At 70.7% G+C, this 22,571-nt stretch carries 22 protein-coding genes and 1 pseudogene; 14 read left to right on the top strand and 9 right to left on the bottom strand.

All coding sequences use genetic code 11. The annotated features are described in order from the left end of the window. The 6 genes from acsA to IPN03_11345 form a co-directional block, all read right to left on the bottom strand. Positions 1-1,761 (bottom strand): acetate--CoA ligase, encoded by a 1,761-nt coding sequence (acsA, locus tag IPN03_11370; GenBank protein MBK9374302.1) that lies wholly within the window; start codon positions 1,759-1,761, stop codon positions 1-3. A 23-nt stretch (positions 1,762-1,784) separates the two neighbouring features. After that, positions 1,785-2,159, bottom strand: coding sequence for a holo-ACP synthase (acpS, locus tag IPN03_11365; protein ID MBK9374301.1), 375 nt, complete (start codon positions 2,157-2,159; stop codon positions 1,785-1,787). A gap of 127 nt (positions 2,160-2,286) precedes the next feature. Continuing rightward, a complete protein-coding gene (locus IPN03_11360; GenBank protein ID MBK9374300.1) occupies positions 2,287-3,195 on the bottom strand; it encodes an alpha/beta hydrolase in 909 nt (302 codons plus the stop codon). A gap of 55 nt (positions 3,196-3,250) precedes the next feature. Beyond that, a complete protein-coding gene (locus IPN03_11355) occupies positions 3,251-3,967 on the bottom strand; it encodes a hypothetical protein (GenBank protein MBK9374299.1) in 717 nt (238 codons plus the stop codon). A gap of 144 nt (positions 3,968-4,111) precedes the next feature. Then, on the bottom strand, positions 4,112-5,479 hold the full coding sequence (locus IPN03_11350; GenBank protein MBK9374298.1) for a sigma-54-dependent Fis family transcriptional regulator: 1,368 nt from the start codon (positions 5,477-5,479) through the stop codon (positions 4,112-4,114). Next, the gene (locus IPN03_11345; protein ID MBK9374297.1) at positions 5,472-6,791 is read right to left on the bottom strand and encodes a HAMP domain-containing histidine kinase; all 1,320 of its coding nucleotides are present in this window, start codon (positions 6,789-6,791) and stop codon (positions 5,472-5,474) included. The genes IPN03_11350 and IPN03_11345 overlap by 8 nt, the downstream gene beginning before the upstream one ends. 87 nt (positions 6,792-6,878) lie before the next feature. On the opposite strand from IPN03_11345, the gene IPN03_11340 reads away from it, so the two are divergent. The 14 genes and pseudogenes from IPN03_11340 to IPN03_11275 all read left to right on the top strand — a co-directional run bounded on the left by IPN03_11340 (position 6,879) and on the right by IPN03_11275 (position 21,152). Further along, positions 6,879-8,690: a PD40 domain-containing protein gene (locus tag IPN03_11340; GenBank protein MBK9374296.1), complete on the top strand. Its 1,812-nt coding sequence runs from the start codon at positions 6,879-6,881 to the stop codon at positions 8,688-8,690. An 18-nt stretch (positions 8,691-8,708) separates the two neighbouring features. Next, positions 8,709-10,178 carry a protein kinase gene (locus IPN03_11335; GenBank protein MBK9374295.1) on the top strand — a complete coding sequence of 490 codons (1,470 nt, stop codon included), beginning with the start codon at positions 8,709-8,711 and terminating at the stop codon, positions 10,176-10,178. Positions 10,179-10,216: 38 nt separating this feature from the next. Then, positions 10,217-10,807, top strand: a complete 591-nt coding sequence (locus tag IPN03_11330; GenBank protein ID MBK9374294.1) for an NAD(P)H-dependent oxidoreductase — start codon at positions 10,217-10,219, stop codon at positions 10,805-10,807. Continuing rightward, on the top strand, positions 10,807-11,280 hold the full coding sequence (locus IPN03_11325) for a PaaI family thioesterase (GenBank protein ID MBK9374293.1): 474 nt from the start codon (positions 10,807-10,809) through the stop codon (positions 11,278-11,280). The genes IPN03_11330 and IPN03_11325 overlap by 1 nt, the downstream gene beginning before the upstream one ends. Positions 11,281-11,371: 91 nt before the next feature. Then, on the top strand, positions 11,372-13,339 hold the full coding sequence (locus tag IPN03_11320) for a S9 family peptidase (GenBank protein MBK9374292.1): 1,968 nt from the start codon (positions 11,372-11,374) through the stop codon (positions 13,337-13,339). Positions 13,340-13,458: 119 nt separating this feature from the next. After that, a complete protein-coding gene (locus tag IPN03_11315; protein MBK9374291.1) occupies positions 13,459-13,758 on the top strand; it encodes a hypothetical protein in 300 nt (99 codons plus the stop codon). Between the two features lie 139 nt (positions 13,759-13,897). Continuing rightward, positions 13,898-15,406: a PLP-dependent aminotransferase family protein gene (locus IPN03_11310; GenBank protein ID MBK9374290.1), complete on the top strand. Its 1,509-nt coding sequence runs from the start codon at positions 13,898-13,900 to the stop codon at positions 15,404-15,406. Between the two features lie 47 nt (positions 15,407-15,453). Continuing rightward, positions 15,454-16,677, top strand: coding sequence for a PLP-dependent aminotransferase family protein (locus IPN03_11305; GenBank protein MBK9374289.1), 1,224 nt, complete (start codon positions 15,454-15,456; stop codon positions 16,675-16,677). A 121-nt stretch (positions 16,678-16,798) separates the two neighbouring features. After that, positions 16,799-17,611 carry a substrate-binding domain-containing protein gene (locus IPN03_11300; GenBank protein MBK9374288.1) on the top strand — a complete coding sequence of 271 codons (813 nt, stop codon included), beginning with the start codon at positions 16,799-16,801 and terminating at the stop codon, positions 17,609-17,611. Next, entirely contained in the window at positions 17,608-18,291 is a 684-nt protein-coding gene (locus IPN03_11295) for an ABC transporter permease (protein ID MBK9374287.1), read from the top strand. The genes IPN03_11300 and IPN03_11295 overlap by 4 nt, the downstream gene beginning before the upstream one ends. Then, positions 18,288-19,412 (top strand): ABC transporter ATP-binding protein, encoded by a 1,125-nt coding sequence (locus IPN03_11290; protein ID MBK9374286.1) that lies wholly within the window; start codon positions 18,288-18,290, stop codon positions 19,410-19,412. The genes IPN03_11295 and IPN03_11290 overlap by 4 nt, the downstream gene beginning before the upstream one ends. After that, positions 19,387-19,884: pseudogene (locus IPN03_11285) on the top strand (molybdopterin molybdenumtransferase MoeA). The gene IPN03_11290 and the pseudogene IPN03_11285 overlap by 26 nt, the downstream one beginning before the upstream one ends. Before the next feature lie 193 nt (positions 19,885-20,077). After that, positions 20,078-20,617 (top strand): hypothetical protein, encoded by a 540-nt coding sequence (locus IPN03_11280; protein ID MBK9374285.1) that lies wholly within the window; start codon positions 20,078-20,080, stop codon positions 20,615-20,617. 124 nt (positions 20,618-20,741) lie between these two features. After that, the gene (locus tag IPN03_11275; protein MBK9374284.1) at positions 20,742-21,152 is read left to right on the top strand and encodes a DoxX family protein; all 411 of its coding nucleotides are present in this window, start codon (positions 20,742-20,744) and stop codon (positions 21,150-21,152) included. A 29-nt stretch (positions 21,153-21,181) separates the two neighbouring features. Here IPN03_11275 and IPN03_11270 read toward each other — a convergent pair whose 3' ends face one another. From IPN03_11270 to IPN03_11260, 3 genes are all read right to left on the bottom strand, one after another. Continuing rightward, entirely contained in the window at positions 21,182-21,610 is a 429-nt protein-coding gene (locus IPN03_11270) for a hypothetical protein (protein ID MBK9374283.1), read from the bottom strand. Between the two features lie 206 nt (positions 21,611-21,816). Next, positions 21,817-22,296, bottom strand: a complete 480-nt coding sequence (locus IPN03_11265; protein ID MBK9374282.1) for a hypothetical protein — start codon at positions 22,294-22,296, stop codon at positions 21,817-21,819. A 58-nt stretch (positions 22,297-22,354) separates the two neighbouring features. Beyond that, on the bottom strand, positions 22,355-22,510 hold the full coding sequence (locus tag IPN03_11260; protein MBK9374281.1) for a sulfur carrier protein ThiS: 156 nt from the start codon (positions 22,508-22,510) through the stop codon (positions 22,355-22,357). Between the last annotated feature and the right edge of the window lie 61 nt (positions 22,511-22,571).

Here is a 22,571-nt window from a genome sequence, read left to right as displayed (position 1 = left end):
TCAGTCCTCCATCAAAGTCGAGACGTCGCCGAGCGGCTCGCCGAACTCCTGTGCGCGCAGGACCCGCCGGACGATCTTTCCGCTCCGCGTCCTCGGGAGCGAGGGGACGAAGGCGATCTCCTGCGGCATGGCGATCGGGGAGAGGCGCTTGCGGACGAAGTTCATGATCTCGAGCTCGAGATCGGGAGAGGCCGTAAAGCCCGGCTTGAGCGTGACGAAGGCCTTGACGACCTCCATGTTCACCGGGTCGGGCTTCGCCACGGCGGCCGACTCGGCGACGGCGGCGTGCTCGAGGAGGGCCGACTCGATCTCGAAAGGCCCCACGAGGTGCCCGCCGGTGTTGATGACGTCGTCGTCGCGCCCGACGAACCAGAAGTAGCCGTCGGCGTCGACGGTCCCGCGGTCGCCCGTGAGGTACCAGCCGTTCGCGAACTTCTTCGCGTAGCCCGCGGGGTTGCCCCTGTACTCGCGGATCATCGAGGGCCAGCCCGGGAGGAGGCCGATCATCCCGACGCGTCCCGGCTCTGAGAGCGGCTCGTACGTCTTCAGGTCGAGGATCGCCGCGGTGATACCGGGGAACGGCTTCCCCATCGAGCCCGCCTTGATCGGCATGCCGGGATAGTTCGAGACGACGATGCAGCCCGTCTCCGTCTGCCAGAACGTGTCGTGGAACGGGAGGCCGAACGCCTCGCGCGACCAGTGGACGGCCTCGGGGTTCAGGGGCTCGCCGACGCTCGCGAGGTGCCGGAGCGCCGAGAGGTCGTGCCGTTTCACGACCTCGAGCCCCTCCTTCATCAGCAGGCGGATCGCGGTCGGCGCCGAGTACCAGACGGTGACCCGCCGCTTCTCGAGGAACGCGTACCAGCGCTCGGCGCCGAACCCGGCGTCGAGGACGACCTGGGTGACGCCGCAGGCCCAGGGACCGATGATCCCGTACGAGGTCCCCGTCACCCAGCCCGGGTCGGCGTTGCACCAGTAGACGTCGTCCTCCTTCAGGTCGAGGACCCACTTCGTCGTCAGGTACTGGGCGATGAGCGAGCGATGGACGTGCTGCGCGCCTTTCGGCTGTCCCGTCGTCCCCGAGGTGTAGTGGAGAACCGACGGCGTCTCGGGCTTCGCAGGGAAGACCTCGTAGCTCTCGACGCGAGGCTCTGCGTCGAGGTCGAGCGCGACCTCCCCCTCCCCGAGCGGTGCCGCCCCGGCGTCGACGACGACGACGAGGCGCAGGTCCGGCAGCAGAGCGCGGGCGCGCCGGACCTTCGGGAGGTGCTTCCTCTGCGTCAGGACGCAGCACGTCCCGGCGTCGACGAGGCGCGTCGCGAGCGACTCCTCGCCGAAGGCCGAGAAGAGCGGCTGGACGACCGCCCCGAGCTTCAGGATTCCGACGAAGGCGAGGTAGAGCTCTGGGACGCGGTCCATGAAGAGGCAGACCCGCTCGCCGGGCGCGATTCCCCTTCCGGCCAGCCACGCGGCGATCGTGTTCGAGAGGACGCGAAGGTCGTCGAAGGTGTAGCGGCGCTCGCCCCCGTCGGCCGCTTCCCAGAGGAGCGCCGGCTTGGCCGCCAGCCCGCGCCGGCAGATCCGGTCCGCGAGGTTCCAGCCGATGTTGACCGGGCCTTCCCGCTCCCAGCCGAGCTCGCGTTCGGCGAGTGGCCAGTCGAAGCCCTCCCGCGCCGCCTCCCACGAGCCGATGTTCGGGGGACGGGTCCCGGTTCGAGGGAGCTCGAGGAGCGCCGGGCCGACCGTTTCTCCGTTCCTCATCCGGGTCTCCTTTCGGGCATCGTTCAGTCTTCGAGCAGCACGGTCGCCTGGGCGAGCGTGGACGTGTGCGTCAGGGAGACGAGGGCGCGCTTCACCCCGAGCCGCTCGGCCTCATCCCTCGCCCGGCCCGCCATGACGAGGCGCGGAGGGCCGGCCTCTGGCTTCACCACCTCGACGTCCCTCAGGGAAACGCTCTTCTCCGGGGCTCCGAGCGCCTTCCAGCACGCTTCTTTCGCCGCGAAGCGGACGGCGAAGTGCTGGGCGGGGTGGGCGTGGGCCTCGCAGTAGGCAACCTCGGCAGGAGTGAAGACGTCGTCGCGAAATCCCGCACCTTCGCGGGCCAGCTCGCGCGCCATACGACCGACGTCGAGGAGATCGGTACCGATCCCGACGATCATTTCCGCCTCCCGAGGAGACAGCATCTCCGTACCGGGTACGGAGACGCACCACACACCCTCCGATACTTCAGAAGGTGGTGCTGCGCTGCGGAAGAGTCAAGGGACCGCGCCTTCCGCCGGACGGCGGTCAGCGTTCCCGGCGGAAGGCCTCCAGCACAGCCGGCCAGGCGGCGGAGCCCGGCGTGACGAGCTCGAAGTGCCCGGCCGAGGGAATCTCCACGAGCTCGGCCGCGTCACCGGCCGCGCGGGCCTTCTCCGCGTAGGCCTTCGCCAGGGCGACGGGGGCGATCCGGTCGCGGGCTCCCGCGACGAGGACCTGCGGCACCCCGAGGGGGAGGCGCGCCGCCGGAGAAGCCGAGCGGAGGCGGAGATCGCGCAGCGAGGGAGGACCGAGAAGGCCGTCCAGCGCCCCGCCGCACGGCGTACCCGGGACGTCGGCGAGGTCCGCGAGCGGGCCGAGGGCGACGACGCGGGACGGACGGATGCGGACCGGCGTCCGGAGAGGGTCGTCGAACGGGAGGCCCGGCCTCGCGGCGAGCCAGAGAGCGAGGTGAGCCCCCGCCGAGTGCCCCGCGACGATCACGCGCTGCCGGGAGACAGGAGCCCTCGTCGCGAGCTCGTCGACGAAGTCGAGGGCCGCAGCCGCGTCGAGGAACGTTCCCGGCCAGCCTCCGCCCTCCTCCCCGACCCTGCGGTATTCGACGCTCAGGACGGCGAGGCCCGTCTCGTCCGCGAGTGCCCGGCAGAAGCCGCCAACCGGCTCGAGGCCGTACTGCGCCATCCAGCAGCCGCCGTGAAAGAAGACGACCAGCCTGTACGGACGAGTCCCTTTCGGAAGATAAAGGTCGGCGAAACGGGAGGGCCCGGCGCCGTAAGCAAAGCGCTCGTCGGCGGGGACCGCCGCGCGGGCGACGTAGTCCTTCGTCCCGATCAGCGGCGCCTCGGCTTCGGGGGGAGCGGCACCTCCGAGGGTCGTCGTGCCGGCGATCCCGAGGACGCCGAGGAGTGTGCGTTTCGTGCGGTTGAGGCGGGTCATGCCGGCGTCCCCCGTCGAGCAGAGCTTCGCACGGAGAACGCCGGCAGGGCGAACGCTACTTCTTCGCGTCGCTCTTCTTCTCCTGGATGACCATCACCTTCACCCTCTCTCCGTCACCGTCTCCGCCCTCCTTCGCGTGCCACGACATCTCCATCGCTCCTGGCGCGAAGACGGAACCCGTGTCGAGCATCTCCTGGAGGACCCTCTCCACGGCGTCGCGGGTGGGGCGGTCGAGGCTCTCGAGACTCTTCGGCGCCGCCTTCTTCAGGACGTCTCCCGCGGTGGCCTTCGGCGCGTCGTCTCCGATCCTGTACGCGTAGGCGTGCTTCTTCACGACGACCTTCTTCCCGTCGTCGCCGGTAAAGACCATGTTCACGTTCTCGTCGCCGTCGCCGCAGTGATGCCCCTTCACGACGTGGACTTCCTTCCCTCCCGGGAGGAGGACATGCGGTCCTTCCCCGTCGCCCATCGTCTTCACCTTGATCTCGCGCTCGCCGGTCTTGATCGTGTAGCCCTCCTCGGTCCGGGTCACGGTGACCGGCTTGCCCGACTCGGACGTCACCGTCTTCGTCTCGCCCGCCTTCATCGGCTCGAGCTTGAGAACGGTCGCCTCCTTGTCCTTCGAGGTGGAGATCGTGACCGTCGTCTCCTCCTTCTCCTCGCCCGCCTGGGCGGTCTGGGAGAAAGGAAGGAGGGGCGCGGCGAGGGTGAAGGCGGCGCCGAGCGTGAGGGCGCCGAAGGCGGCGCGGGGAACAATGCGTGAGAGCGACATCGTGGACCTCCGATTGCTGTTTGTCGGCGTCAGCCGTTTTCGTTTCCCTCTTCGCAAGGGACAGGCCAGCTGGCGTGCGCCGCGAGGCCGGCCCGGATCTCCCCATATCGGGAACCCGCTCCCGAAAACGGGGTGCCTCGCGCCCTACTCCTCCGCTGGCGCGAGACCGAACTTCTCGAGCCTGTAGAGGAATGCCTTGTAGGGAAGGTCGAGAAGGCGCGCGGCGCGCGCTCGATTGCCGCCGGAGAGCTCGAGCGCCTGGCGGAGGGCGTCCTTCTCGTGCTCCTCCCAGGAGACCCCCCCGGGAGGAAGCTTCCACCCGGCGTCTGCCGGGGCTTTGCCGCCGAGCGGCAGAGGGAGGTCGCCTTCCGAGACCCGCCCCCCTTCGGAGAGGAGGACGAGCCTCTCGACGACGTTCGACAGCTCGCGGACGTTCCCGGGCCAGGCGTGGTCGACGAGCCGGGAGAGGAGCGCCGGCGGAAATGGCTCGACGCGGATGCCGTAGCGCCGCTCGGTCCGCGCGACGAAGTGCCGGACGAGGAGCGGGATGTCCTCGCGCCGCTCGCGCAGCGGCGGCAGCGTGACCGAGACGACGTTGAGGCGGTAGTAGAGGTCCTCGCGGAACCGCCCCGCGGCCACCTCCTGCGCGAGGTCGCGGTTCGTGGCGGCGAGGATCCGCGCGTCGGTCGCGATCTCCGCCGCGCCGCCGATCCGCGTGACGACACCTTCCTGCAGCGCGCGCAGGAGCTTCGGCTGCATCGACAGCGGCAGCTCGCCCAGCTCGTCGAGGAAGAGCGTCCCGCCCTGCGCCTGCTCGAGCTTCCCTTTCCGCAGCCGGTCGGCGCCGGTGTACGACCCCTTCTCGGCCCCGAAGAACTCGGACTCGACGAGCGTCTCGGGGATCGCCGCGGCGTTCACGGCCACGAAGGGCCCCGTGCGCCGGCGGGACAGTGCGTGAAGCGCCCGCGCGGCGAGCTCCTTGCCCGTCCCGCTCTCACCCGCGAGGAGGACCGTCGCGTCGGTCCCGGCGAGCTTCTCCACCTGCCGGTAGAGCCGCTCCATCGAGGGGCTCTTGCCGACGAGGTCGACGAGCCGGTCCCGGTCGCGCACCTCTTCGGAAAGGCGCCGGTTCTCGTCGACGAGGCGTCGCGAACGAAGGGTCCTCTCGACGGCGAGAAGGAGCGCGGCCCGCTCGAACGGCTTCGTCAGGTAGTCGTCGGCCCCTGCCCTCACAGCCGCAACGGCGTGGGCGATCGTCCCGTAGGCCGTCGCCATCAGGAACGCGGTCTCGGGAAAGCGCGCCTTCACCTCGGTCAGGAGCTCCATGCCGTCGCGGCCCGGGAGCTTCCAGTCGGACATGACGAGGTCGACGGGGGCCGCCGCGAGATCCGCGAGCGCGGCGTCGACGGAGCCCGTCTCGGCCACGGCGTACCCCTCGCCCCGCAGGATCCCGGCCACCAGCCTGCGCTGGTCGATCTCGTCTTCCACGAGAAGAATCCGGGCTTCAGCCAGGGCGCCCTCCCGTCCGCGGCCCGAGATCGAGGACGGCCCGCGTCCCGCGCGGGAGGCGGTCCTCGAGCGCGAGGCCGCCGCCGTAGCGCGTGGTCGCAATCCGGTGGGCGAGGAAGAGGCCCATTCCCGAGCCGCTCGGCTTCGTCGTCACGTGCGGGGTGAAGAGGCGCGAGCGAACCTCGCCCGGCAGGCCTGGCCCCTCGTCGTCGACCGTCACCCGTGCGCCGCCCCCGTCCCTCGCCTCGACCCGGACGGCGATCCGGGCACCCTCGGGGCTCGCCTCGACGGCGTTCACGACGAGCGCGTGGAGCGCGGCGCGCAGCTCGGGCACCACCGCGCTGAACCGTGGCCGGGCCTCTCCCGCTTCGACGGCCACGCGGACCCTGCCGCGCGCGCCCTGGAGTACGGAGAGGGCGACTTCCTCGGCGAGCTCCCGCACGTCGACGTTCTCCACCGTTCCGCCCTCTGCCGCCAGCGCGAGAAAGGACCGGATCGTCCCGTCGACTCCCGCGATCTGGCGGCGGGCGGCGGCCGCCATCTCGGCCGCTCCGGGGTCGTCCGGGAGGCGGGCCGCGAGCTCGTCCACCGAGAGGCCGACGGCGTGGAGCGGGTTGCGCAGGGCGTGCGCCATGCCGCGAGCGACCTCGCCCATCTCTCCGAGGTGCTCGCGCTCCTTCAGGGCGAGCGCCTCGCGCTCGAGGGCCTCGAGCCGGGAGGACATCTGGTTGAAGGCGGCGATCGCCTCGCCCACCTCTCCCCCCTCGCGCGTGGACACGTGCGCGCCGAAGCCCCCCTCCCCGAGAGTTCGCGCTGCGCGGGACAGCTCGACGAGCGGACGCGCCACCCGGTGCGCGACGAACGCAGCCGCCAGGAGGCCGACGGCGACGATTCCCAGCGAACCGAGGACGAGGCGGGTCCGGAAGCGGGTGACGGCGTCCTTCACGCCGGTTTCCGGAATTCGGACGCGGGCCCGGGCGTCAGGTCCCTCGATGAAGAGGAAACCCGTCCCTCCAGCCGTCGTCCAGCTCTTCGTCGACGAGATCGCCCCGTCCCCGGTCGTCTGAACCGTCGTGACGACGATTCGCTTCGCCGGTTCGTCCTCGTTCGCAGGGGCGTGGGGAGCCGGTAATCCCGGGCCCTTCTCGTGGGCTGGATGGAGAATCCGCACGATGTCTTTCCCCACCGAAGTGGCGACCGCTGTCACCTCGACGCGGAGGTCCTTCGTGAGGGTCTCGATGAGGAGCCACTCGGCCCCCACCATCAGGGCGAGGAGACCGCCGATCAGGACGAAGAGCTTCAGGCGGAGCGTCACGGAGACCCGACCATACAAGGTTCGTGCCGGGCCCGGCAGACCCGCCGCGCTTGCGGCATCGGGCTAAGATCCCGGCAAGGGACGCTGATGAAGAATCGTGCCGCCGCCCCGGGCGGGAAGGGGTCTTGCCTCGCGGCTTTCGCCGTCGCCGTCGTCGCCGCGGCGGCCGGGTGCGGCGCCCGCCCGACCCAGCCCGTCCCTCCGCCCTCCGGCACGCCGAAGCCCCTCGGCAGCGCGAGCGCCCTCGAGCTCTTCCCGGCGCTCTCCCCGCTCGGCAACGAGCTGGCCACGGCGGTCATGTCGGGCGGGAAGCTGGAGATCCTCGTGCGACCCCTCCAGGGCGGTCCCGGTCGCCCCCTGACACGGGACGGAAGGAACAACGTTCAGCCGGCCTGGTCCCCCGACGGCAGCCTCATCGCGTTCCACTCCAAGGACCGGGGCGGCCTCTGGGTCGTCCCGGCCGCCGGCGGAACGCCGCGTCTTCTCGCGGCGTTCGGGTCGCGGCCTTCCTTCTCGCCCGACGGAAAGCGGGTCGCCTTCCAGTCGACACCCCTGACCGACGTCGCCGCCACCGCGGCGCCGGGGCTGGCTCCATCGACGATCTGGATCGTCGGCGCCAACGGCGGATCGGCCCTCAGCGTGACGACCGCAGGCAACCCGAGGGGCGGGCACGGCGCGCCCACCTGGTCACCCGACGGCGGCCGCCTCTACTTCGTCACCTCCGAGCCGCGCCTCTCGCAGGCGGAGATCTGGTCGGTCCAGCCCGACGGGGCCGACCTCGTGAGGCTCCACGCCGGGACGCGGCTCTACGAGCCGCGCGTCTCTCCTGACGGGAAGGTGCTCTGGTTCGGCGCGCAGAACGAGCAGGGAAGCTACGCCCTCTACCGCCTGCCGCTCGGCGACGGCGGGCGGACCGTGACGGGCCCCGCCGAAGCGGCCACGGCAGTCCGCGCCGAGGTTCCCCGGAGCCCGAGCTTCTCGGCCGACGGACGAAAGGTCGCGTGGAGCGAGCTGACGACGACCGCGGCGATCTGGAGCCTGCCCATCCACGCGGCCACCGGCCTCGCGTCCGGCGAACCGACGCCGCTCACGGCGGGTGACGGGCGCGCGACGTGGCCGGTCTTCTCGCCGGACGGCAGCACCATCGCGTTCGGCTGGATTCCCCCCGGCGGGTCGAACGACGTCTGGCTCATGGACCCCGACGGCGGGCGCCAGCGGCCCGTGATAGAGGGACCAGCCGTCGAGTACGGCAACGACTTCTACCCCGACGGCAAGCGGATTCTCACCTTCTCCGATCGGGACGGCGGAAAGTTCAACGCCTACGAGTTCGAGATCGCCACCCGGACGTTCCGGAAGCTCCCGGTCGACCTCTCCGACGCGATCTCGATCCGCCTCTCCCCCGACGGGAAGCGCATCGCCTACCACAGCAAGCGGGACAGCATCACGATCAACACCTGGATGGCCGACCTGACGACGCGGACCCAGCACAAGCTGACCTTCGACCGGGAGTTCGTCGGCTACCCGTGCTGGTCTCCGGACGGCAGGGAGCTCGCCCTCGAGGTCCGCCGGGGGGACGACATCTTCATCGGCGTCATGCCTTCGGCGGGAGGTACCCCGGAGCTCCTGACCGAGAAACGCGGCCTCTCCTGGGCCTTCAGCTATTCCCCTGACGGCCGCAGGATCGCCTTCGCCGGCTACCGCGACGACACGTGGAACCTCTGGTGGATCGACAGGGGGACGCGCGAGGAGAAGCGGCTGACCGGCAACACGCGGCTCGACGTCTACATCCGGTATCCCTCCTGGTCTCCGAAGGGTGACCGGATCGTCTACGAGCAGGCCGAGACGCGCGGGCAGGTCTTTCTCCTCGATGGCGGCCGGCCGACCCCTTCGTCGCCCTGACCCCGGCCAGAGGACCGTGTGAAGCTCGAGTCGTTCCGAAGGCGCTTCTTCGAGCTTCTCCCGCGCTACGACTGGACCGGGACGCTCGGCCACGGCGGGATCGGCGTCGTCTTCAAGGCGTTCGACCGGGAGCTCGAGGAAACCGTGGCCATCAAGGTCCTTTCCCCGAACCTCGGACGGGACGAGAACGCGCTCCTGGCGCGCTTCAAGCGCGAGGTCGCCCTCAACCGGAAGATCAAGCACCCGAACGTCGCCCGGATGTACGACTACGGCATCGCGGGCGACTACCCGTACATCACGATGGAGCTGGTCGACGGGGTGGACCTCTGGACGATGATCGGACAGCGCCAGCGATTCCTGGCGGCCGAAGCCGTTCCGATCGTGCGGCAGATCGCACGCGGCACAGCGGCGATCCACCGGCTCAAGATCCTCCACCGGGACCTCAAGTCCCAGAACGTCATCATCGACCGGCAGGGCGCGGCGGTCATCCTCGACTTCGGCCTGGCGCGCGGGTCGTGGGAGCCGGGACTGACGCTGGCCTCGGTCCTCCTCGGAACGCCCCAGTACATGTCCCCCGAGCAGGCGCTCGGGGAGGAGCTCGACGAAAGGGCCGACCTCTACTCCATCGGAATCATCGCCTGGGAAATGCTCGCTGGCCGGACCCCCTTCCAGGGTGAGTCCCCCGTCGCGACGGCGATGAAGCACGTTCACGATCCCTTCCCCGACATCCGGGAGCTGGTTCCGGACCTTCCAGCCGACCTCTACGCGGTCCTGTCGCGCGTCCTCGCGAGAAGGCGCGAGGACCGTTTCGCCTCGGCGCTCGAGCTCGACGACGCGCTCGCCCTCTGCGGCACGGGCCCGGCCGCTCCGTTGTCGGAGGGGCGCCTTCTCCCGGAGACCGAGGCGTTCCTGCACGAGGTGGAGGTCGCCATCGACTCCATCATCCTGCCGCGCGACTCCCGCGCGACGCAGAGGACCGAGGCGCCACGCACGATCGTGGCCCCGCGGCCGCGCCGCAGGCCGCCCGTCGTACTCGTCGTCGACGAGGAGGTCCGCGACCTCCTCAAGCTCGCCACGGCCCTCTGCATGACCGGCTGCCGGACGCTGGAGGCGACGAGCGCCGAGGAGGCCCTGGAGACGGCCCTCTCGCGGCAGGTGGATCTCGTCCTGATGGATTCCCGCCTCTCCAAGCTGGACGGCTTCGACGTGGCGAGGATCCTGAAGTCGAGCCCGCGCACGGCGCTCCTCCCGGTCCTCCTTCTCGCGTCCCGTCCCGACCGGGCACTGCTCGCCTTCGCCCTCCAGTCGGGCGCCGCCGACCTCCTCCCGAAGCCGGTACCGCAGGCGCTCCTCGAGGAGCGGATCTGGGAGCTCCTTCGTCTGCGGGGCTTCACGCGCCCGGCCGAGGGCGGTGGGCCCAACAAGGAGAAGACGCCGCCACCGCGTTCCGCGACGCGGCAGCGGGAGCGGTCGAAGAGCCGTCACTGAGAAACCCGCCGATATCATCCGCTTCGTCCGGAGGGCCCATGAGCGACGTCCCCCGCATCCTCGCCTTCGCCGGAAGCCTCAGGTCCGGCTCCTACAACGGGAAGATCCTGGCGATCGCGGCCGATGGCGCACGTGCCGCCGGCGCGGACGTCACGCGTATCGACCTGCGCGACTTCCCCGTCCCGCCCTACGACGGCGATCTCGAAACGGCCGGGGGCATTCCCGCCAGCGCCCTGAAGCTGAAAGAGCTCTTCAAGGCGGCCGACGGCCTCCTCGTCGCGAGCCCCGAGTACAACTCGGCCATCAGCGGGACGCTGAAGAACGTCCTCGACTGGGTCTCGCGCCCCGCACCGGGAGAGAAGCCCCTGGAATGCTTCAAGGGCAAGGTCGCCGCCCTCTGCTCCGCCTCGACGGGGGCCCTCGGCGGGATCCGGGGGCTGGCGTCCGTCCGCATGATCCTCGGGAACATCGGCGTCGTCGTACTCCCGGACCAGGTCTCCCTCCCAAAGGCGGCGGACGCATTCGACTCCGACGGCAACGTCGTCGACCCGGGGCGGCGCAAGGCCCTCATGGAGCTGGGCGGTGCCCTCGCCCACGCCACTCGCGCCCTCATGCCGGGGAGAGCGTGATGGAGAGGCCCGCCTTCCAGGACCTCTACCCCGATCACTGGGCCCACTGTTACGGCTGCGGACGGCTCAACGAGCACGGCCTGCACATCCGGAGCTTCTGGGACGGCGACGAGACCGTCGCGACGCTCGTCCCCCGGCCGCACCACACGGCGATCCCGGGCTTCGTCTACGGCGGATACATCGCTTCGGTCATCGACTGCCACTCCACGGGAAGCGCCGCGGCAGCGGCCCACCGGGCCGTGGGCGGAGACCCCGCCGTGGGCCCGTACCCGCGCTTCCTGACCGGGACGCTCAAGGTCGAGTACCTCAAGCCGACCCCGATCGACTCTCCCGTCGAGCTCCGTTCGACGATCGTCGAGGTGAAGGGCCGGAAGGTGACCATCGCAACGCTTCTCTCCTCCCGCGGCGCCGTCTGCGCCCGCGGCGAAGCCGTCCTCGTCCAGGTCCCCGACACCTGGGAGCCGAAGGCGTGAGGGCGTTCCCGTCTGAGCACGCGGGAGCAATCCCGCGAGAAACACGAAAAACGGAACTGACCCCTGGCGTTACGCATTTCTTGGAGGATTGATGGTGAAGCGCTCCTCGACCGCCCTTGCTCTCGTGGTCCTTCTCGCCGGTCCGGCCGCTGCCCAGCAGACGGTCTATCAGGGGCACGGCGCCGACAGCGTCCCGCCGGAGGTGATCGCGAAATTCGTCGCGCCCCCGCTTCCGTCGGAGCTGTCGAGGAAGATCCAGAACCTGATGGACGTCCGCTCGCCCAGCGGCGGCCAGCTCTCGCCCGACGGAAAGCGGCTCTTCTTCGGGTGGGCCGTCACCGGCACGGCGCAGGTCTGGCGCCTCGACGGCCCGAATACCTTTCCGATCCAGATGACGGGAGGCGAGGACCGCACCTCGCTCGCCGACATCACTCCCGACGGGAAAACGCTCGTCCTCTCCCGCGACCGCAAGGGTGAGGAGAACCCCGGCCTCTACCTGATGCCGGCCGACGGCGGCCCGATGAAGGTCGTCCAGCACCTGCCGAAGATCCAGACGGCGTTCGCGTTCGTCAGCGACGACGGGAAGTGGCTCTACTTCCGCGCCAACGACGTCAAGCCGAACTCGTACGCGATCTACCGCTACGAGCTGGCGACCGGGAAGAAGGAAACGGTTTTCGACGAGCCGGGCCTCTGGTTCGTCGCCGACAAGAGGCCCGACGGACGCATCCTCCTCGCGAAGGCGACCGGCTCCCAGGCGATCGAGTACTGGGAGTGGGATCCGGCGAAGAAGGCGAAGACCCCGCTCCTCGGCACCGACAAGCCCGCCGACTACCGCGCCCAGTACGGACCGAAGGAGGGGCAGCTCGTCGTCGTGACCCCCGAGCTCGGAGAGTTCCGGCGCGGCTACCTCTACGAAGGGGGCAAGTGGACCCCGATCACCCCCGAGCTGAAGTGGGACGTCTCCCGCGCGAGCCTCGACGAGAGGAAGGAGAAGGCCCTCTACATGGTCAACGAGGGGGGCTACTCGAAGGTCTTCGGCCTCGACGCGAGGAGCTGGAAGCCCCTCGAGATGCCGAAGCTCCCCGCCGCGGACCAGACCACCTACGGATCCACCACGCCGGACGGCCGCTACACGGCCTTCGCCGTCGGCACCCCGACCGCGCCGCCGCAGAGCTGGGTCTACGACTGGACGACGAAGAAGCTGACCCAGTGGGTCGTCCCGAGCGCCCCCGAGGTCGACACGAAGTCGTTCGCCGTCGCGACGCTCGAGCACTACCCGGCGCGTGACGGGACGAAGATCCCGGCGTTCGTCCGCCGCCCGAAGAGCTGCGACCCGGCCCCGTGCCCCGTCGTCGTGATCTTCCACGGCGGCCCCGAGGGGCAGGCGACCCCCGGCTTCTCCCCCAGCGCGCAGCTCTGGCTCGACGAGGGCTACGTCCTCGTCGAGCCGAACGTCCGCGGCAGCGACGGCTACGGCAAGACCTGGCTCGACGCCGACAACGGCCCGAAGCGGCTCGACGTCCTGACCGACATCGAGGACGCGGCGAAGTGGGCGCGCACCGCCTTCGCCACCGGCGGCAAGGCCCCGAAGGTGGGCGTCATGGGCGGCAGCTACGGCGGCTACGCGACGCTCATCGCGATGACGAAGTACGCAGGGGCCTACGACGCCGGCGTCTCGAACGTCGGCATCTCGAGCCTCGTCTCGTTCCTGCAGAACACGGCGCCCTACCGCCGCATCCTCCGGGCGTCGGAGTACGGCGACCTCGAGAAGGACAAGGACGCCCTCGTCAAGCTCTCTGCCACGACGTACATCGACAACCTCAAGGGCCCTCTCCTTCTCATCCAGGGCGCTTCCGACCCGCGGGTCCCCGTGGGCGAGGCGATCCAGATGTACGAGGCGACGACGAAGAAGGGCGTCCCGACGGGTCTCATCATCTTCCCCGACGAGGGCCACGGCGCGCAGAAGCGCGAGAACCGCGTCCTGCAGACGGGGCACACGATCCTCTGGTTCGACAAGCACCTCAAGGGCAGGAGCGACGCCGCACCGGCCGTCAAGTGACCCGATAGGCCCACCGATCCGACCAGCACAGCGGCCCCCGGTCGACACGCCGACCGGGGGCCTTTCGATGGACTGGAGCTCGTGAAGAAGGCGAATCCTCCGCCTTCCAGGGGCACTGCGTGAAGGCTCTCTCCGACCGCCGCGTCCTCGTCGTCGACGACCTGAGGGCGAACGTCCAGCTCCTGGCGAAGGTGCTGGAGAGCGAGCTCGCCATCGCCCGCAGCATCCAGATGGGAATCCTCCCGCGCGACCTCTCGCCCGTCACCCGCGAGACCGGCCTCGACGTGGCCGCGCGCCTCGAGCCGGCGCGACAGGTCGGCGGCGACCTTTACGTCACCCTCGTCTGCGCGCGGATCGCCCCGGGTCCGGGGTCTGGTCTACGCTCTACACTCTGTGGGGCCGCAGAGTGTAGAGCGTAGACCAGACCCCCATTCAGGCCCACATTGGTTGGCCTCGTTGTCCACCAATTGGAGCTTGAAAGGGCCACCCACGGCCTCATACTCTCCCTTGTACCAGTCCAATCCTAGGATTGGACGTGCTTAGAAGGGGGACGGGGACGTGGACATCCGGATCGATCGCGAAAGCGCCGTCCCCGTCTATCTGCAGATTCGCGGCGGAATCCGCGAACTGATCCTGTCCGGCCGGCTCCCCGACGGCTTCCGCCTGCCTCCCGAACGCCAGCTCGCGACGGCCCTCGGCGTCAACCGCACGACCGTCCTCTCCGCCTATCGCGAGCTGAAGGCCGACGGGCTCCTGGAGGCGCACGTCGGCCGCGGCACGGAGGTCGTCTCGCAGAGGATCGGCAAGAGCGCCGTCGAGCCGGCCGGGCCGCTCCCGTGGCGGCAGCTCGCGCGTGACGGGAGCGTCCGCGAGCCCGACCCGCTCGTCCGCGACGTTCTCGCCCTCACCGAGCGGCACGACGTCATCAGCCTCCAGGCGGGCCTCCCCGCCGCCGAGCTCCTGCCCCTGGAGGACCTCCGCCGCGTGCAGGAAGAGATCCTCGTCCGAAAGGGGCCCGAGGCCCTCCTGCACAGCCCGACGGAGGGTGTCACGGCGTTCCGCGAGGCGCTCTGCCGGCACATGGTTCCGCGCGGTATCCGCTCGAGCCCGGAAGAGGTCCTCGTCACATCCGGTTCGCAGCAGGGGCTGGACCTCGTCGCCCGCACGCTCCTCTCTCCCGGCGACCTCGTGGTCGTCGAGGAGCCGTCCTACTTCGGCGCCCTCGAGGTGTTTCGTTCCGCGCGCGTCCGCCTGCTCGGCGTCCCGACCGACGCGGACGGGATGCGGACCGACGTCCTGGAGGCTCTCCTCGCGCGCCAGCAGCCGCGCCTCATCTACACGCTGCCGACGTTCCAGAATCCCTCCGGCTGCGTCCTCTCCCCGGCGCGCCGGCGGCACCTCCTGGAGCTCGCGTGGCGCCACCAGGTGCCGATCCTCGAGGACGACCCGTACTCGGACCTGCGCTACGAGGGAGAGGCCCTGCCATCGCTCAAGGCGCTCGACCCGCACGGTCACGTCATCCACCTGAGCTCTTTCTCGAAGGTCCTCTTCCCCGGTCTCCGGCTCGGATGGATCGCCGCGCCCCGGCCCCTCGTGAGGCAGCTCGCGCTCGTGAAGCAGACGGTCGACCTCCACTCCGGAACGCTCGGCCAGTGGATCGTCGAGGGGTTCCTCTCGGGGGGACTCTTCGCAAAGCACCTCGGGGCGACCCGCGCGGCCTACCGGCGGCGGCGCGACGTCCTCCTCGCGGCCCTCGAGGAGGAGGCGCCCGCCGGCTTCACCTGGAACAGGCCCGAGGGAGGCTTCTACGTCTGGTGCCGCCTCCCCGACGACGTCCCTCCCTCCCGGCTGCTCGCACAGGCTGCCACCGAGCGGGTCGCGTACCTCCCGGGCGGCGCGTCGTTCGTCGAGGAGCCGCCGGTGAACTCGATCCGCCTCAACTTCACCTTCGCCCCGGAAGAGCAGCTCCGGGAGGGCGTCCGGCGACTCGGCCGGGCCCTCCGTGCCGCGCAGGCGGAGCCGCGCCGCGGAAACCACACGCTGGTGGGAACACCGCCCATCGTCTGACAGACCACGCCGGGGGCCGCGAGGCCGACGGCGACAAGGGGGACCCGATGACGACCCGCTTCGCACGACGGATGGAAGCCCTGAAGGCATCCGAGATCCGCGAGATCCTCAAGGTGACCCAGCGGCCCGAGGTCATCTCCTTCGCCGGGGGGCTTCCCGCGCCCGAGCTCTTCCCCGTGAAGACGCTCGCCGCCGCGACGCAGAAGGTCTTCGAGGAAGACGGGATGCGGGCCCTCCAGTACTCGACGACCGAGGGCCACGCGCCGCTTCGGCGGAAGATCGCCGAGCGGATGCAGGCGACGTGGGACGCCCACGTCACCCCCGACCAGATCCTCGTCACGTCGGGCTCGCAGCAGGGCCTCGACCTCACCGGGAAGCTCCTCCTCGACGAGGGGGACGTCGTCCTCTGCGAGAGCCCGACCTACCTCGGTGCGATCTCCGCCTGGAACGTCGTCCGCCCCCGCTGGGTCGAGGTGTCGACCGACGACGACGGGATGGACCCCGTCGCCCTCGAAGAGACCCTGCGCGCCTACCCGGCCGCGAAGGCCATCTACGTCATCCCGAACTTCCAGAACCCGTCGGGCCGCACCTGGTCGCTCGAGCGCCGCCGCCGGTTCATGGAGATCGTCGAGAAGCACGACGTCTGGGTCGTCGAGGACAACCCCTACGGCGAGCTGCGCCTCGAAGGGACCCCGATCCCGTCCCTCAAGTCCATGGACCGCAGGGGCCGCGTCCTCGCGCTCGGCACGTTCTCGAAGGTCTTCTGCCCCGGGCTGCGCATCGCCTGGATCGCCGCCGAGAACCCGGCCTACGAGAAGCTCGTCATCCTGAAGCAGGGGGCCGACCTGCAGACGTCGACGCTGGGCCAGCTCCAGGTGAACCGCTACCTCGAGGAGAACGACCTCGACGCCGACATCGCCCGGATCCTCCCCGTCTACCGCGAGCGGCGCGACGCGATGCTCGCCGCGCTGGACGTGGAAATGCCCGCCGGAGTCTCCTGGACTCGCCCCGCGGGCGGCCTCTTCCTCTGGATGACGCTTCCCGACAGGCTGAACGCCCGGACGCTCCTCGACGAATGCGTCCGCCAGAACGTCGCCTTCGTCCCCGGCGGCGCCTTCTACCCGAACGGCGGCCACGAGAACACGCTCCGCCTCAACTACTCGAACATGCCGGTCGAGAGGATCCGCGAAGGCGTCCGCCGTCTCGCGAGCGCCGTCGTGAAGGAGATGGAGCGGTCCGAAACCCTCGAGGAAGTCCCGGCGACGCCCTGAGGTCTGGGGTCAGGTCTTGATTTTCTATTCTGCGCCGCCCCGGCCGGGGCGGCGCAGCGCACCTGGGCCCGTGAAGTACGATGCCGCTTCCCGCGCCCCCGGGACGACGAACAGAAGCCCGATGTACCTGCCGACCGCCGCCCTCGCCCTCGCCCTCCTCGGCGGCGCGGCTCCGCTCTCCGCGCAGCCCTCGCTCATCCTCGCCACGACGACGAGCACGCAGGACAGCGGCCTCCTCGACGACCTCCTCCCCCGCTTCGAGGCCGCCACGGGCATCCGGGTCAAGACGATCGCCGTCGGCTCGGGCGAGGCGCTCGCCATGGGCCGTCGCGGCGACGCCGACGTCCTCCTCGTCCACTCGAGGGCGGCCGAGGACGAGTTCATGGCCCAGGGGTTCGGGTCTCTCCGCCTCGACGTCATGTACAACGACTTCGTCCTCGTCGGGCCGCCGGCCGACCCCGCCGGGATCCGGGGCCTCCCGGCCGCGGACGCGCTGAAGCGAGTGGCGGACAAGGGCGCCCTCTTCGTCTCGCGCGACGACCGCTCGGGGACGCACGCGCGCGAGCTCGGCCTCTGGAAGCAGGCCGGGATCGACCCCGCCGGGAAACCCTGGTACGTCGCCACCGGCCAGGGGATGGGCGAGACCGCGCGCGTCGCTTCCGAGAAGAGAGCCTGCACGCTCGCCGACCGCGGCACGTTCCTCGCCCTCAGGAGGAGCCTCGACCTCGCCATCCTCGTGGAAGGCGGGGAGGAGCTCCGGAATTCGTACCGCGTCATCGTCGTGAGCCCCGAGAAGCACCCGAAGGTGCGGGCGAAGGAAGCGCGGCGCTTCGCCGAGTGGCTCGTCACGCCGGAAGCGCAGAAGGCGATCGGCGCCTTCGGCCGTCAGAAGTACGGCCAGCCCCTCTTCGTCCCCGACGCGAAGAAGGAATGACCGGGCTCCTCTCCTCCCTCTCCGCTCTCCTCCCGATGCCCGGGGAGCTCGCGGGCATCCTCCTCCTCTCGCTCTTCGTCTCGGGCGTCGCGATCCTCGTCTCGATGCTCCTCGGCGTCCCGGCGGGGATCTTCCTCGGCCTCCACAGGTTCCCGGGCCGCGGCTTCCTCGTCACGCTCGTCAACACCGGGATGGGGCTCCCCCCCGTCGTCGTCGGCCTCTTCGTCTTCCTGCTCCTCGCCCGCTCGGGGCCGCTCGGGAGCCTCGACCTTCTCTACACGCCCTGGGCGATGGTCCTCGCGCAGGTCGTCATCGCGACGCCCCTCGTCGTCGGCATCACGCTCGCGGCGATCCAGGGTCTCGACGCGCGCCTCCACCTCCAGATCCTCTCGCTCGGAGCCTCGACCGGGCAGCTCTACTGGAAGCTCGTGAAGGAGGCCCGCCTCTCGCTCGTCGCGGCCCTCGCCGCCGGCTTCGGGTCGATCATCTCGGAAGTCGGGGCCGTCATGATGGTCGGCGGGAACATCAAGGGGCAGACGCGCGTCATGACGACGGCGATCGTCCTCCAGACCCGGCAGGGGGAGTTCGCGAACGCGATCGTCCTCGGCGCGATCCTCCTCGCGCTCGCGCTCGGCATCAACTGGCTCTTCACGTGGGTCCAGCAGAGGCAGAAGGCGTGAGCCTCCTCTCTCTCGAGGGCGTCGAGGTCGTTCGCGAGGGAAGGACGATCCTCTCCCTTCCGCGGCTCGAGGTCCGCGAGAAGGAGGTCCTCGCCGTCGTCGGCCCGACCGGCGCCGGCAAGAGCACCCTCCTGCGCGTTCTCCACTTCCTCGACAGGCCCGAAGCCGGCGTCCTCGAATGGCGCGGCGAACGGGTGCCGTGGCCGGCGCCGCTCGCGCTGCGCCGCCGGATCTCCATGACGTTCCAGGACCCGCTCCTCCTGTCCGGGACGACGTACGACAACGTCTTCTACGGCCTCCAGCTGCGCGGCCAGAACGGCCACGACGCGCGGGAGCGGGTGATGGCCGCCCTGCGCCTCCTCCGCGTCGAGCACCTCGCCGACCAGCGCGCGCGGACCCTTTCCGGCGGCGAGGCTCAGCGGACGGCGCTGGCGCGGGCCCTCGTCCTCTCGCCCGAGCTCCTCCTCCTCGACGAGCCGTTCGCCGCGCTCGACGCCCCGATCCGCAAGCACCTCCTCGAGGAGCTGAGGCAGGCCGTCCGCGCGCGCGGGATCAGCTGCGTCTACGTGACGCACGAGCAGTCGGAGGCGTTCTCCATCGCCGACCGGATCGCCGTCCTCCGCCGCGGCAGGCTCCTCCAGGCCGGGACGCCGGAGGAGGTCCTCCTCCGGCCGGCCAGCCGCGCCGTTGCCCGCTTCATGCAGACCGGGAACATCCTTCCCGGCGTCGTCTCGACGCTCGATGACGCGATCTCCGAGGTGAGGGTCGGCCCACGCCTCCTCTTCTCCCGCACCGCCCTCCCCGAGGGAACGCCCGTCGACGCCTGCGTCCGCCGCGAGGAGATCCTCGTCGAGGCCCCGGGCGAGACCTCCCCCGCCCCGGGCCTGAACCGTTTCCGCGGGACCGTCGAGGCCGTCGTCGACCTCGGCTCCACGATGCAGGTGCGCATCGACGCCGGCTTCCCCGGGTATCCGCTCCAGGCCCTCATCACGCGCCGCGTCGCGCACGATCTTTCGCTGAAGCCTGGCGGCGAGGTCCTCGCGACGTTCTCGGCGGCCTCCGTCCACCTCATTCCGCGCGAAGGGACCGAAACCGATGACGACGTGCCGGGAAGCGCTTGACCTGATCCTCGACTCCGTCGCCCCGCTTCCCGCGAGGTCGACGCCCCTCTTCGATGCCCTCGGCCTCGTCACGGCCGACCGCGTCGTCTCGCCGGAGACGGTCCCTCCGTTCACGAACTCCGCGATGGACGGCTACGCGGTCCGCGCCGACGATTGCGCCGCGGCCGGGCCCGGCTCCCCCGTCTCCCTCGACGTCCTCGCCGACCTCCCCGCCGGGAGCGTCGCGACGGAGGCCGTGCGCCCCGGCACCGCGATCCGGATCATGACCGGCGCGCCGCTCCCGGCCGGGGCCGACAGCGTCGTCCCGGTCGAGGCGACGACGTCCGAAGGGAACCGCGTCCGCATCGCCGCGCCCGTGAAGCGCGGCGCGAACGTCCGCCTCGCCGGCGAGGACCTGCGCGAGGGGGAGGAGCTTCTTCCGAAGGGCTTCGCGCTGACTCCCGCCGCCCTCGGCATCCTCGCGTCCGTCGGCCTCGCCGGGATCCCGGTCCACCCGCGCGTCCGCGTGGCGGTCCTGACGACGGGCGACGAGCTCGTCGACGCCGCCACGAAGCCGGGTCCCGGGCAGATCCGCGACTCGAACGTCCAGACGATGTGCGGGCAGGCCGCCGCGTTCGGGGCCGTGCCCGTCCCCATTCCCGCGCGTCCCCGACACGCGCGAGGCGGTGACGGCGGCCCTCGCGAGGGCTCGCGCCGAGGCCGACGTCATCGTCACGAACGGCGGGATCTCCGTCGGCGACTACGACTTCATCAAGGCCGTCCTCGGCGAGCTCGGCGCACGAGAGGTCTTCTGGAAGGTGAAGCAGAAACCCGGCGGCCCGCTCGGCTTCTGGCTCCTCGACGGGATCCCCGTTTTCGGCATCCCGGGGAATACCGTCGCCGCCATGGTCTGCATGGAGGAGTACGTGAGGCCCGCGCTCCGGAAGCTGATGGGACACACCCGGCTCCTCAGGCCCGAGGTGACCGGCACGTTCGAGGGGAGCTTCCGCAAGACCGTCCAGGACGGGAAGGTCCACCTCGTCCGCGTCCGCGCCCGCCGCGAAGACGGCCGGCTCATCGTCGTCCCTTCCGGCCCCCAGGGCTCCGGGATCCTCTCGTCGATGCTCCGCTCGAACGCGCTCGCGCTCGTCCCGGCGGATGCCCTCGCGCTGAAGCCGGGCGACGAGGTCCAGGTCCACCTCGTCGAGGAACCGGAAGACCACTGAGGGCGGTCGGCCCGCGCGCCACGATCCGGAGCCGCTCGCCCGTCGTAAATGAAGATGGGCAGAGAGCCGGGGACGACAGGCTCCCGGCACACCCGACGAAAGACGCCTGCGAGGGAGATCGCCGATGCTGGAACGCCTCCTGGAACCGAAGACGGACGCCGCGTACGTCCTCCTCCGAATCGTCTCGGGACTCCTGTTCGCCTTCCACGGCGTCCAGAAGGTCTTCGGCGTGATGAGCGACTTCCAGCCGCCGATCGGGTCGCAGCTCTGGCTCGGCGGCATCATCGAGCTCGTTGCGGGCCTCGCCATCGCGGCAGGCGCCTTCACGAGCTGGGCCGCCTTCCTCGCGAGCGGGACCATGGCCGTCGCGTACACGCAGTTCCACTGGAAGCTCGCCTTCGGTGCGGAGTTCTTTCCGGCCGTGAACAAGGGGGAGCTGGCGCTCCTCTACTCGGTGCTCTTTCTCTTCGTCGCCTGTCGAGGAGGAGGCCCGCTGAGCTTCGACCGGGGACGCTTCACGAAGTCCTCTGCCTGACGGACGGCCGCGCTCGGCCTTCAGCGACCTCAGGGAGCGAGCAGCACGCGCACCTCGGCCAGGTTCCGCACCGACCGGTCGACGAAGAAGTCGGCCCGCGCATAGGACTCGAGGCGTCCGGACCGGCGGAGGAGCGGCTTGCCCCCCTCGGTGTCGACGAGGAGGACGTTCTCCGGCAGGCGCGAGAGGAGGATCTCGCCGCCGGAGTAGAGCGAGCGGTAGCCGTCGCTCGCCGTGACGACGACGAAGAGGAGGCCGGGGTCGGTCCCGGCCGGCAGCGCCTGCCGCGGAGGAGCGCCGCGAGGCTCGGCCCCGCGAAGGCCCGGTGGCCGTGGAAGCCGCGCCCGAGGCCGATCCCGTCGTCCTCGCCCTCGACGCGGGCGAGGCCCTTCGTCGCCTTCACGTCGAGCGGCGTCGACGTGCCGTCGGGAAGGACGAGCGGCGGCGCCTCGACCCACGGGTCGGCCTGGTCCTTCTTCCGCGGCGGAGCCGGGAAGCCGGCCTGCCGCACCTCGATGGAGACGACGTCCTCGACGAAGCGGCGGCCCGTCGCGTCGCGCGTCGGCACGAGGCAGATGCCGCGGGGGACGTCGATCTTGCCGAGCTTGCCGCTGTCGTGGCAGCCGGCGCAGCCCGTGACGTCGAGCTTCTCGCGCGCTCCTGCTCACCGAGCCAGGAGCCGGGGGCGAAGACGCGCGTCCTCGACCGGCTCGTGGTGGTGCGGCATGAACAGGCGGATCCGGTCGGCGAGGACCGCCGCGCCGGTGTCGCCCGCGAGGAAGAGCTCGCCCCAGGAGAAGAGGGCCTTCTTCCCGTCGCGGCCCGTCACGACGACGGCGAGGTCGAGCGGCCGGTCGAAGTTGTCGTTCGTCGCCTTGGCGACCTCGGCCTTCTCGAGGAGGTCCTTCAGCGCGACCCCTTCGGCCTCGACGGTCGCCCGGTAGGCGCCGCCCGGCCAACTTTCGCCAGCGCGGCTGCCGCGGAAGGGAGGCGAGCGCGCGGCGTCGACGGCCTGCGGCTTCTTCACGGAGCCGGAGAGGGCGATCCCCTTCGGCGGCTCCTTCGCCTCCTGCGGGAGGCGAGCGCGGCGGCGAAACCGGCCAGGGGGCCAGGACGCGGCGGGGAGCAGGTTCCGACGACTCACGGATCTCCTTCGAGGCGGCCCGGCCGACTCCGTGCGAAACGGGAATACGACGGGAGCCTCAGCCCCCGCTGATGAGGTGGACGACCTTGACGTCGGCGCCGGCGGGGACCGGCGCCTCGTCGTACGACCCGCGCGGGATCAGAGTCCCGTTCACCGTGATGATCAGGAGCTTGAAGATGTAGTTCTTCGCCTTCAGGACGTCGCGGACGGTCATCCCCTCGTGCCAGTCGAGCGGGTCGCCGTTCACGACGAGCCGGGTGCCCCGATCGGCCGTG

It is taken from the genome of Holophagales bacterium (assembly GCA_016719485.1).
Taxonomy (GTDB): Bacteria; Acidobacteriota; Thermoanaerobaculia; order UBA5066; family UBA5066; genus UBA5066.
This window is presented reverse-complemented; position numbering and strand designations above follow the sequence as displayed.

What these genes read in the sequence shown, in the direction of transcription:
- acsA (MBK9374302.1), bottom strand. Translation starts at nt 1,761, where the DNA reads ATGAGGAACGGAGAAACGGTCGGCCCGGCGCTCCTCGAGCTCCCTCGA.
- acpS (MBK9374301.1), bottom strand. Translation starts at nt 2,159, where the DNA reads ATGATCGTCGGGATCGGTACCGATCTCCTCGACGTCGGTCGTATGGCG.
- IPN03_11360 (MBK9374300.1), bottom strand. Translation starts at nt 3,195, where the DNA reads ATGACCCGCCTCAACCGCACGAAACGCACACTCCTCGGCGTCCTCGGG.
- IPN03_11355 (MBK9374299.1), bottom strand. Translation starts at nt 3,967, where the DNA reads ATGTCGCTCTCACGCATTGTTCCCCGCGCCGCCTTCGGCGCCCTCACG.
- IPN03_11340 (MBK9374296.1), top strand. Translation starts at nt 6,879, where the DNA reads ATGAAGAATCGTGCCGCCGCCCCGGGCGGGAAGGGGTCTTGCCTCGCG.
- IPN03_11330 (MBK9374294.1), top strand. Translation starts at nt 10,217, where the DNA reads ATGAGCGACGTCCCCCGCATCCTCGCCTTCGCCGGAAGCCTCAGGTCC.
- IPN03_11325 (MBK9374293.1), top strand. Translation starts at nt 10,807, where the DNA reads ATGGAGAGGCCCGCCTTCCAGGACCTCTACCCCGATCACTGGGCCCAC.
- IPN03_11320 (MBK9374292.1), top strand. Translation starts at nt 11,372, where the DNA reads ATGGTGAAGCGCTCCTCGACCGCCCTTGCTCTCGTGGTCCTTCTCGCC.
- IPN03_11305 (MBK9374289.1), top strand. Translation starts at nt 15,454, where the DNA reads ATGACGACCCGCTTCGCACGACGGATGGAAGCCCTGAAGGCATCCGAG.
- IPN03_11300 (MBK9374288.1), top strand. Translation starts at nt 16,799, where the DNA reads ATGTACCTGCCGACCGCCGCCCTCGCCCTCGCCCTCCTCGGCGGCGCG.
- IPN03_11295 (MBK9374287.1), top strand. Translation starts at nt 17,608, where the DNA reads ATGACCGGGCTCCTCTCCTCCCTCTCCGCTCTCCTCCCGATGCCCGGG.
- IPN03_11275 (MBK9374284.1), top strand. Translation starts at nt 20,742, where the DNA reads ATGCTGGAACGCCTCCTGGAACCGAAGACGGACGCCGCGTACGTCCTC.
- IPN03_11260 (MBK9374281.1), bottom strand. Translation starts at nt 22,510, where the DNA reads ATGACCGTCCGCGACGTCCTGAAGGCGAAGAACTACATCTTCAAGCTC.